Here is a 10,016-nt window from a genome sequence, read left to right on the forward strand (position 1 = left end):
CGGGCCCTCAGCTCCGGCGCGGCGGCGCGGTCGACGACGCCGGCACGAAGCCGGTGCCGACGGTCTCGATCCGCGGTCTCTGGTCGCGGTTGGCGAGGCGCGTGATCGCGAGCCGGCCGGCGATCACGCCCATCTCGCCGTAGTCGCGCGTGATCGCCGCGATCCGCGGCTCCTTCGCGGAGGCGAGCACCGGCTCGTGGTAGCCGACGAGGCTGAGGTCGCCGGGGATCGAGACGCCGCGGTCGCGCAGGTCGAACAGGACGCCCGCGATCGCCGCCTCCGGGACGCAGGCGATCACCGCCGTCACGTCGGCGGCGAGCAGCCGGCCGGTCGCGCTCGCGCCCGAGGCGGCGTCGAAGCGGGGGAGGGCGACGTTCAGCTCCGGGCCGAAGTCCAGCCCGGCGCGCTCGCCGGCCCGCCGCCATGCCGCCGGCACCTCGCGGCCGGGGCGGTTGACGTCGGTCATCGAGATCAGCCCGATCCGCTCGTGGCCCAGTTCGACGAGGTGGGCGACGGCGCCCTCGACGCCGCCCGACTGGTCGGTCAGGACGGTGTCGGCGGCGATCCCGCGCACCTCGCGGTCGAGCAGCACGAGCGCCGGGTCGATCGTCTTCAGCAGCCGCGCGACGTCGGGGTTGCGGTCGCTCGTCAGCGACAGCACGAGCGCGTCGACGCCGCGCGAGGCCATCCGCTCGACGATCTCGACCTCGGCCACCGGATCCCAGTCGGAGGTCGAGATGACGAGGTCGACGCCGTGGTGGCGCAGCTCCAGCGACAGTCTCTCGGCCTGCTGGCTGAACACCTCGTTGAGGTGGGGGACGAGGAAGCCGACGAGCGCGCTGCTGCGTGTGCGCAGCGAGCGGGCGGCCGTGTTGGCGCGGTAGCCGAGCCGGGCCGCCACCTCGGTCACGTGCGTGCGCGTCGCCGGGGCGACGCCGGCCTCGCCGTTGAGCACGCGCGAGACGGTCGTCTTCGAGATGCCGGCCGCTCTCGCGATGTCGATGATCGTGACGCCGCGCTGACGTCCGCCATTGGGATCGTTCCCATTCACTGGGGCCATTTGTAGCAGGAGTGCGGAGGCGGCGTCAAAGAGATGAAGATCGTGGTGTCGAAAGGGATCGGGTGAATTTGTTGACGCCGGTGACGCGGGTGTGTTAGAACCTTCATAGGGAACGTTCCCAACGTTCTCGACCGAAGGGAAGCCGGCGGCGTCGCGGCCGCCGGCAGGCCCGGGACACAAGAGGAGAGACCTGGTGGAAGACAGCTCCCGCCCCCGTGGCGGAGATACGCTCGTGCTCGCGTTGCGGGATCGCGCCCTGCGCTCGCCGGAGATCGGACTGATCTTCGCGCTGCTGGTCGCGATCGTCGCGTTCACGATCGTCAGCCCCGCCTTCGCGAGCGGTGCGACCGTCGAGTCGACGATCCGCACGATCGCGTTCGTCGGGCTCGTCGCGATCGGGCAGACGATGCTGCTGATCGCGGGCGAGTTCGACCTCTCGGTCGGCTCGGTCGCCTCGCTCGGCGCCGTCGTCGCGGCGGTGCTGATGACGAGAGCGTCGCTGCCGATCCCCGTCGCGATCGCGCTGGCGCTGTGCGCCGGCCTCGGCGTCGGGCTCGTCAACGGGCTGCTGACGGTGAAGGTCGGCCTGCCGGCCCTGATCGTCACGCTCGGGATGCTGTTCGCCGCGCGCGGCGGCGCCTACGTGATCAGCGACGGCCGCGAGGTCTATCCGCTGCCCGACGGCGTCAGAGCGCTGGCCGGCTCGATCCTGGGCCTCCCGCTGAGCGTCTGGGTGTTCGCCGCGCTGGCGCTCGTCGCCGACGCGGTCGTCCGTCGCAGCGGCTTCGGCCGCCGGCTGTACGCGACCGGCGGCAACGCCGAGGCGGCGCAGCTCGCGGGCATCCGCACCGACCGCGTCAAGATCGCCGCGTTCGCGATCACGGGCTGCCTCGCCGCGCTCGCGGGCGTGCTGCTGATGGCGCGCCTCAGATCGGGCGACCCGCAGATCGGGATCGAGTGGGAGCTGTCGGTGATCGCGGCCGTCGTCGTCGGCGGGGTCAGCCTCCGCGGCGGCATCGGCTCGATCGCCGGCGCGCTGCTCGGCGTCCTGTTCCTGCAGGTCGTCAGCACCGGCCTCGTGATCGCCGGCGTCGAGTCGGCGCTCCAGCCCGTCGCCGTCGGCGTCGTGATGATCGCCGCGCTCGCCGTCGACCAGCTGCGCCGCACGCGCACCGCCTGACCATCTCGCATCAACGCATCAGTCACACGGAGGAGAGACCACACGTGGCACGTACGTCGTTCATTCCCAGGGCCGGGCTCGCGGCCGGCCTCTGCGCGCTGACCGCGCTGTTCGCGGCCGGCTGCGGCGACAGCAGCGACAGCAGCAGCGCCGACACGTCGGCGCAGGCCGCCGCGACGAGCACGACCGGCGGCGACGCCGGCGCCAAGGAGTGCTCGGTCGAGGGCAAGAAGATCCAGTACGTCGGGCCGCTGAAGTCCAACCCCGTATTGCAGGTGATGGCGGCCGGCTTCACCGAGAAGTCCGACGAGCTCGGCTTCGACGGCGAGGTGATGCTGACCGAGGACGCCGACCCGCAGAGAGTGCTCGCGCTCGGCCAGCAGGCGCTCGCGCAGGGCAGCGACGGCATGGTCCTGCAGGCGTTCGACCCGTCGCTGTACCCGCTGATCAAGCAGGCGACCGACCAGGGCGTCCCGGTCGTCGTCACGCACAGCCCCGTCCCCGACGGCGAGAGCCTCGGGCTCAGACAGACGATACGTCCCGACCCCGAGAGATACGGCGCCGAGGCCGCTGCGGCGATCGGCGAGGAGATCGGCGGCAGAGGCGTCGTCGCCGTCACGCAGGGCAGCCTCAACCCGACCGAGAACCTCGCGGCCGAGAGCTTCACGAGAGCGATGGAGGAGCAGTACCCGGACGTGACGGTGCTGAAGTCGCAGGTCGAGGGCTTCGAGCCGGCGGCGGCGATCGCCAGAGCCAGCTCGATCCTGCAGGGCGACAAGGAGATCGTCGCGGCCTTCTCGACGACCGGCGGCGGCGTCAAGACCTGGAGCAGCGCCGCCGACGAGAGCGGTCGCAGACTGGTCGTCGTCGGGATGGACTACACGCGCCCGAACCTCGACCTGGTCAGATCGGGCAGAGCGTTCGCGGTCGTCGCGCAGCCGATCTTCGAGGAGCACGCGCTCGCCGTCGAAGCGCTGCGGGACGTCATCTGCGGCGAGGACGTCGAGGCCGAGGTGCTGCCCGAGTCGCCGATCGTGACGAGAGCGAACGCCGACGAGTACTACGCGATTCTCGACAAGGCAGGGACCTGATCCGCTGAAGCGACCGCCGGCGGGCCGCATGACGCGGCCCGCCGGTCCCCGACCATGACTGCTTCCCAGACGCATCCCAATCCGCACGCGCTCGAGCTGGACTCGATCACGAAGCGCTTCGGCGGCGTGACCGCGCTCGACGACGTGACGCTGCGCGTCCGCCGCGGCGAGGTCCACGGCCTCGTCGGCGAGAACGGCGCCGGCAAGTCGACGCTGCTGAAGATCCTCGACGGCCTCCACCCGTCCGGCTCCTACGACGGCGTCATGCGCGTCGACGGCGAGCCCGTCGAGCTGCACGCGCCGCAGGACGCCCGCGCGCTGGGGATCGCGATCGTGCCGCAGGAGACGAGCGTGATCGACACGCTCTCCGTCGGCGAGAACATCTGCTTCGGCGGCGACGGCCGCGCGCTCGTGAACCCGCGCGAGCTGCAGCGCCGCGCCGCCGCCTTCCTGGCCGAACGCGGCCTGCCGCTCGACGCGCGCATGCCCTGCGGCCACCTCAGCTCCAGCAGCAAGCAGCTCGTGATGATCGCCCGCGCGCTCTACCGCGAGCCGCGCGTGCTGATCCTCGACGAGCCCACCTCGGCGCTGACGCGCGAGGAGACGACGCGGCTGTTGGAGATCGTCCGCCACCTGCGCGACGGCGGCCTGACCGCGATCTTCGTCAGCCACCGGCTCGACGAGGTCGTCGACCTTTGCGACCGCGTCACGGTGCTGCGCGACGGGCGCGTCGTCGACGAGATCGGCCGCGACGAGTTCGACCCCGGCCGCATCATCGGCTCGATGATCGGGCGGCGGCTGACCGAGCTGTATCCGCCGCGCCCGCAGGAGCCGCGCGTCCAGCCGCGCGAGCTGCTGCGGATCGAGGGGCTGAGCGTCAGAGCGCCCGGCCGTGGCGGCGCCTTCGCCGTCGAGGACGTCAGCCTCACCGTCCACGCGGGCGAGATCGTCGGGATCGGCGGCCTCGTCGGCTCCGGCCGCAGCGAGCTGTTGAACGCCGCCTACGGCCACCTGCCCGTCGCCGCCGGGCGGATCGTGCTCGACGGCGAGGAGGTGCGGCCGCGCTCGCCGCGCGCGGCGCTGCAGCTCGGCATCGGCCTCGTGACCGAGGACCGCAAGCGTGCCGGGCTGCTGTTCAACCTCGGCGTGCGCGAGAACGTGACGCTCTCCTACCTGCGCACGCTCGGCCGGTTGGTGATCGACCCCGGCAAGGAGCGCGCCGTCGCACGCGATGCGGTGCAGCGCTTCTCGATCGCGACGCCGTCGGTCGACACGCCGGTCGTCAACCTCAGCGGCGGCAACCAGCAGAAGGTGATGCTCGCCCGCGCGCTCGGCACGCAGCCGAAGGTCCTGCTGCTCGACGAGCCGACGGTCGGCGTCGACGTCGGCGCCAAGGCCGAGATCTACAGGCTGATCGCCGGGCTCGCGGACGCCGGCGTCGCGATCGTCGTCGTCTCCTCGGAGTCGGCCGAGCTGCTGGGGATCTGCGACCGCTTCGTCGTGTTGCGCGACGGGCAGGTGCGCGACCGCTTCGACGTCGCCGACGCGAGCGAGGAGCGGCTGATGGCCGCCGCGATGACGACGGCGGCCGCCGCCGAAGGAGGAGCCGACCGATGAGCCAGCTCGCGATCGAGTCGCCGTCGCCGGAGGAGCGGCGCCCGGCTGCGCGCGGCCCGGCGCCGCTGCGCCGCCTCGCCGCCGTCCAGCAGCCGCTCGCCGTCGTCTTCCCGCTGATCGTCGCGGTGATCGCCTTCGGCCTCGCCAACGACGCCTTCCTCGGCTACGCCAACCTCGTCCTGATCCTCAACACGCTCGCGTTCGTCGGGATCGTCGCCGTCGGCCAGACGCTGCTGATCGCCTGCGGCGAGTTCGACCTGTCGGTCGGCGCCGTCGCGGCGCTGTCGGGCTACGTCGCCGCCGACCTCACGGTCAACAGCGGCTGGCCGCTCGTCGGCGGCTTCGCCGTCGCGTTGCTGATCGGCGTCGCCTTCGGCCTGCTCAACGGCCTCGTCACGACGCGGCTCGGCGTGCCGTCGTTCATCGTCACGATCGGGACGCTGTACATCGGCCGCGGGCTCGTCGACTTCCTCGCGCACGGCATGACGATCTTTCCGCTGCCGGAGGCGTGGAGCGAGTTCGGCTCGACCAAGTTCAACAGAATCAGCGTGATCGTGATCGTGCTGGTCGTGCTCGTTCTGATCGGCGAGTTCACGCTGCGGCGGACGCTGTTCGGCCGCAAGCTGCTGGCGACCGGCGCCAACCCCGAGGCGGCCCGCACGATCGGCATCGACCCGCGGCGCGTGAAGCTGCAGGCGTTCGTGTTGATGGGCGTGCTCGCCGCGGTCGCCGGACTGCTGCAGGCGGCGAGCCTCGGGACCGGCGACCCGGCCGTCGGCCGCTCCTGGGAGCTGATGTCGATCGCCGCCGTCGTGATCGGTGGGACGAGCCTCTTCGGCGGCTCGGCGACCGTCGTCGGCACGCTCGTCGGGATCGTCACGCTGCAGGTGATCTCCAACGGCGTCGTCTCGCTCGGGCTGGAGACCAACTGGCAGACGGTCGTGATCGGCCTGCTGATGATCGTGCTCGTCTCGCTCGACCTGCTGCGCCGCCGCGCGCTGGAGGGACGCTCGTGAGCGCGCCGCGAACCGTCGTGGTGACCGGCGCCGCCGCCGGCATCGGCGAGGCGACCGCTCGGCGGCTGCTCGCCGACGGCTGGCGCGTCGTCGCGCTCGACGTCGACAGCGCGGGGCTCGACGCGCTCGCCGCGGCGGCAGGCGGCGCGCTCGTCCCGCTCGTCGGCGACGTGGCCGAGGTCGCGACGCTGACGGCGGCGGTCGAGACGGCCGGCGACGCGCTCGCCGGCTGGGTCAACAACGCCGCGGTGCAGACCAACGGCCGCTTCGACCAGGAGAGCGACGAGCGGATCGACCGCACGCTGGCGGTCAACCTGAGAGCGCCGCTGCTCGGCTGCCGCGAGGCGGTCCGGGCGTTCCTGCGGCTCGGAGTCGGGGGCGCGATCGTCAACATCTCGTCGATCCACGCGCACGGGACCCTGCCCGGCTGGATCGCCTACGCGGCCGCGAAGGGCGGCGTCGAGGCGCTGACGCGCGGCGTCTGCGTCGAGTACGGGCAGCTCGGCATCCGCTGCAACGCCGTCGCCCCGGGTGCGGTGCTGACCCCCGCCACGCGCGCGGTGCTCGACGCTGCGCCTGACCCGGCCGCCGTGCTGGAGAGCTGGGAGGCGCTGTCCCCGATGCGGCGCGTGCTGACGCCCGAGGACGTTGCGGCCGGCGTCGCGTTCCTGCTGTCGCCGGAGGCGCGCCACCTCAACGGCCACGTGCTGCGGATCGACGGCGGCATGTCGTCGGCGGGCGCGACGCTGCCGCCGCTCGACGGGCTGGAGCGGATCGACGGAAGCGAGGGCACGCGATGAGCGCGCTGGAGATCGTCTCCGCCGAGATCGCGGTCGCCGGGCTCGGCTTCCCCGAGGGGCCGCTCGTGCTCGGGCCCGGCCGCGTCGCGTGGGTCGAGCAGTACCCCGGCCGCGTCGCCGTGCTGGATGACGGGGAGGCGCGCACGCTCGCGCACGTCGGCGGGGCGCCGAACGGCCTCGCGCTCGCGCCTGACGGCCGGATCTTCGTGGCGCAGAACGGCGGCAAGCTCGGCGACTGGCAGTCGCCGCAGCGGCAGCCGCCGTCGATCGTCGCACTCGACCCCGTGAGCGGGGTGGCCGAGGTCGTCACGACCACGGCCGGCGGCCGCCCGCTGCGGCGCCCGAACGACCTCTGCGTCGCTCCCGACGGGGCGATCTGGTTCACCGACCCCGGCGACTACGACCCCGGCGGCGACGTCCGCGGCTGGATCTGCCGCCACGCCGACGGCGCCACCGAGATCGTCCGCGAGCTGGGCAACGTCTACCCGAACGGGATCGGGTTCGACGGCGACGGACGGGTGCTGTGGGTCGAGACCCACACCCACGTGCTGCGCGTGCTGGAGGGCGATGCGGTCGTCGCCGACCTCGGGCCCGACGGCACCGGCGACGGCTTCGCGATCGCCGCCGACGGGACGGTCGTCGTCGCGAGCGTCTTCTCCGGCGGGCTGCACGTCGTCGCGCCCGGCGCCGACGGGGAGCGGGAGGTCGCGCAGCTGAGCTGGGCGGAGGACCTGATCCTCTCCAACTGCGCCTTCGACGGCACCACGCTGTGGGCGACCGACGCGACGACGGCGTGGGACCGCAGCGACGACTTCGCCGGCCGCCTGTGGCGGCTGGAGACGAACCTCGACGGAGGGAGCGCACGATGACGACGACGTACGAGCCGCTCGCGCGCGCCTGCGCCGCGCTGCGCGACGCCGGCCTCGACGGGGCGCTGCTCGCCTCGCCGAGCAACGTCACCTACGTGAGCGGATGGGAGGCGCCGCTGATCGTCGGTCCGTTCGCCGACATCGTGGAGCGCGCGCCGATCGCCTACGCCGTCGTCTCGGCGCGCGAGGAGGCCGCGCGGCTCGTCGTCGCCGACGTCTACGGCGGCAGCGCGATGAAGGGGTCGCGGATCGGCGCGCCGGAGACGTTCGGCACGCTCGGGATGGTCGAGCCGGTCGACCACCCGGCCGAGCTGACCGCCGCGCTGCGGCGGGCGCTGAACGACCTCGGGCTGAGCGGCGGCGGGCGAGCGGCCGCGGACGCGGCGGGAGCGGCGCACGGCGGCGGCATGGGCGGTCCGCGGCTCGCGGTCGAGCGCCGCGCGCTGCCGGTCGCCGTGCTCGACGCGCTCGGCCTCCCGCTCGACGCGCCCGACGCCGGTCCGCCGCTCGCGCACGCCCGCATGGTCAAGACCGCGGAGGAGATCGAGCGGCTGTGGTTCGCGGCGCAGGTCGCCGCCGCCGGTCACCTGCGGCTGCTGGAGCTGGCCCCGGCCGCCGCCGGCTGCTCGGAGCTGGAGCTGTGGGGCGAGGTGACGACCGCGATGGAACGGCTCGCGGGCGGGCCGCTGACCGTCACCGGAGAGCTGACCGTCGGCGCCCGCACCCGCGCGCTCACGTGGCCCAACGGGCCGTTCGAGCGGATCGTCGAGGCCGGCGACACCGGGCTGATGGACATCAGCCCGCGCGTCAACGGCTACTGGGCCGACTGCACCAACACGGTCGTCTTCGGCGCCGAGCCGAGCGACGACCAACGCCGCTACGCCCTTGCCGCGCAGGCGGCCTGCGCGGCGGCGATCGACGCGCTGCGGCCGGGGGCGCGGGCGTCGGAGGCGGCGGTCGCGCATCGCGACACGATGGCCGCGCACGGCTTCGGCTACGCGCACTACAGCGGCCACCAGATCGGCGTGACCGTCAACGAGCTGCCGCGGCTGACCTTCTACGACGACACGGTCGTGGAGCCCGGGATGGTCTTCGCGGTCGAGCCTGGCGTGTACGCCGGCGAGGCGGCGCCGACCGGCGCCCGCGCCGAGCAGATGGCGGTCGTGACGGACCAGGGCCCCGAGGTCCTGGCGCAGTTCCCGTGGGGGATCGACTGACCCGCGTCGGCTGACGCGGCCAACGACCAAGGAGAGAGAAACCCGATGAAGCTGCTGCACAGGCGGGCGCTGCCCGCCGCGGTCCTCGCATGCCTGACGGCGGTCACGTTCGCCGCCTGCGGATCGAGCGACTCCGACTCGACTGCCACGTCCGCCTCCACCGGCGACGGCGGCGGCGAGAAGGTCAAGATGGTCATCTCGAACAACTTCCTCGGCAACGACTTCCGGCCGCAGATGCTGAAGCTCGCCGAGCTGACGGCCAGACAGCCGCCGTTCGCCGACAGCGTCGAGCTGGAGGTCGTCAACGCCGAGAACACGACGCAGGCGCAGGTCGCGTCGATCAACAACATCATCCAGGGCAGACCCGACGTGCTGCTCGTCGACGCCGGCTCGCCGACCGCGCTCAACCCCGCGCTCAAGCGCGCCTGCGCCGCCGGCATCAGAGTGATCTCGTTCGACCAGGTCGTGACGGAGCCGTGCGCCTGGAAGGTCGCGCAGAGCCACGCCGACGGCCAGCTGCTCGTCGGCCAGTGGATGGCGCAGACGCTCGGCAACAGAGGCAAGATCCTGCTCGACCGCGGCCTGCCCGGCGCACCGGTCTCCAGAGAGATCGAGGACGCCTTCCTGGAGGGGCTCGACGTCGGCGGCGGCGGCGTCGAGATCGCCGGCGAGTTCGACGGCAAGTACGCGCCCGGCCCCGAGCAGCAGGGGATCTCGCAGCTGCTCGTCGGCAACAGAGACGCCGCGGGCGTGATGACGCAGGGCTACTGCAACCCGGCGTTCAAGGCGTTCAGACAGGCCGGCATCTCCACGGTCCCCGCGACCACGTGCTACGGCTACAACGGCGAGCTGGTCGGCTGCATGAAGGAGAGAGCGCCGTGCGCCGTCCTCGCCGGTCCGCCGACGGTCGTGCAGATCGCGATGAAGCTCGGGCTCGACGCCGCGCAGGGGAGAGACACGCCGCCGACGAGCGAGCAGGTGCCGGTGCCGGTGACGCTGTTCGTCACCAACGCGGACGAGTTCAGACCGAAGGAGAACCCGGGCGAGATCGCGATCGAGCAGATCGAGCTGGGCAGAAACGCCTACGAGGACCTGCCGCCCGGCCTCGCGCTGCCGTTCTCGCTCCAGGAGTACGACATCACGGCAGAGCAGGCGGCCGGCTGACC

At 72.8% G+C, this 10,016-nt stretch carries 9 protein-coding genes; 8 read left to right on the forward strand and 1 reads right to left on the reverse strand.

Translation table 11 applies throughout. The features are described 5' to 3' along the window. Positions 1-7: 7 nt before the first annotated feature. Complete coding sequence (locus tag CWOE_RS13640; RefSeq protein WP_049793279.1) at positions 8-1,051, reverse strand: LacI family DNA-binding transcriptional regulator; 1,044 nt, start codon at positions 1,049-1,051, stop codon at positions 8-10. A 241-nt stretch (positions 1,052-1,292) separates the two neighbouring features. Here CWOE_RS13640 and CWOE_RS13645 point away from each other — a divergent pair, with 241 nt between their 5' ends. From CWOE_RS13645 to CWOE_RS13680, 8 genes are read left to right on the forward strand one after another with little or no spacing between them, the layout of a single operon-like run. Further along, positions 1,293-2,240, forward strand: a complete 948-nt coding sequence (locus tag CWOE_RS13645) for an ABC transporter permease (RefSeq protein WP_407641504.1) — start codon at positions 1,293-1,295, stop codon at positions 2,238-2,240. A gap of 44 nt (positions 2,241-2,284) precedes the next feature. Beyond that, positions 2,285-3,331, forward strand: a complete 1,047-nt coding sequence (locus CWOE_RS13650) for a sugar ABC transporter substrate-binding protein (protein ID WP_012934207.1) — start codon at positions 2,285-2,287, stop codon at positions 3,329-3,331. A gap of 54 nt (positions 3,332-3,385) precedes the next feature. Further along, positions 3,386-4,948 carry a sugar ABC transporter ATP-binding protein gene (locus CWOE_RS13655; protein ID WP_012934208.1) on the forward strand — a complete coding sequence of 521 codons (1,563 nt, stop codon included), beginning with the start codon at positions 3,386-3,388 and terminating at the stop codon, positions 4,946-4,948. Next, positions 4,945-5,964 (forward strand): ABC transporter permease, encoded by a 1,020-nt coding sequence (locus CWOE_RS13660; RefSeq protein ID WP_012934209.1) that lies wholly within the window; start codon positions 4,945-4,947, stop codon positions 5,962-5,964. The genes CWOE_RS13655 and CWOE_RS13660 overlap by 4 nt, the downstream gene beginning before the upstream one ends. Next, complete coding sequence (locus CWOE_RS33480; RefSeq protein WP_012934210.1) at positions 5,961-6,764, forward strand: SDR family NAD(P)-dependent oxidoreductase; 804 nt, start codon at positions 5,961-5,963, stop codon at positions 6,762-6,764. The genes CWOE_RS13660 and CWOE_RS33480 overlap by 4 nt, the downstream gene beginning before the upstream one ends. After that, positions 6,761-7,633: an SMP-30/gluconolactonase/LRE family protein gene (locus tag CWOE_RS13670; RefSeq protein ID WP_012934211.1), complete on the forward strand. Its 873-nt coding sequence runs from the start codon at positions 6,761-6,763 to the stop codon at positions 7,631-7,633. Before CWOE_RS33480 ends, CWOE_RS13670 begins: the two co-directional genes overlap by 4 nt. Continuing rightward, complete coding sequence (locus CWOE_RS13675) at positions 7,630-8,850, forward strand: M24 family metallopeptidase (protein ID WP_012934212.1); 1,221 nt, start codon at positions 7,630-7,632, stop codon at positions 8,848-8,850. The genes CWOE_RS13670 and CWOE_RS13675 overlap by 4 nt, the downstream gene beginning before the upstream one ends. Positions 8,851-8,895: 45 nt before the next feature. Then, a complete protein-coding gene (locus tag CWOE_RS13680) occupies positions 8,896-10,014 on the forward strand; it encodes a substrate-binding domain-containing protein (protein WP_012934213.1) in 1,119 nt (372 codons plus the stop codon). Positions 10,015-10,016 lie beyond the last annotated feature (2 nt).

This window comes from Conexibacter woesei DSM 14684 (genome assembly GCF_000025265.1).
GTDB classification, from domain to species: Bacteria; Actinomycetota; Thermoleophilia; order Solirubrobacterales; family Solirubrobacteraceae; genus Conexibacter; species Conexibacter woesei.

Bases quoted from the DNA above. Each gene is read 5' to 3' on its own strand.
- CWOE_RS13680 (WP_012934213.1), top strand. From the start codon at position 8,896: ATGAAGCTGCTGCACAGGCGGGCGCTGCCCGCCGCGGTCCTCGCATGC.
- CWOE_RS13655 (WP_012934208.1), top strand. From the start codon at position 3,386: ATGACTGCTTCCCAGACGCATCCCAATCCGCACGCGCTCGAGCTGGAC.
- CWOE_RS13675 (WP_012934212.1), top strand. From the start codon at position 7,630: ATGACGACGACGTACGAGCCGCTCGCGCGCGCCTGCGCCGCGCTGCGC.
- CWOE_RS13670 (WP_012934211.1), top strand. From the start codon at position 6,761: ATGAGCGCGCTGGAGATCGTCTCCGCCGAGATCGCGGTCGCCGGGCTC.
- CWOE_RS13660 (WP_012934209.1), top strand. From the start codon at position 4,945: ATGAGCCAGCTCGCGATCGAGTCGCCGTCGCCGGAGGAGCGGCGCCCG.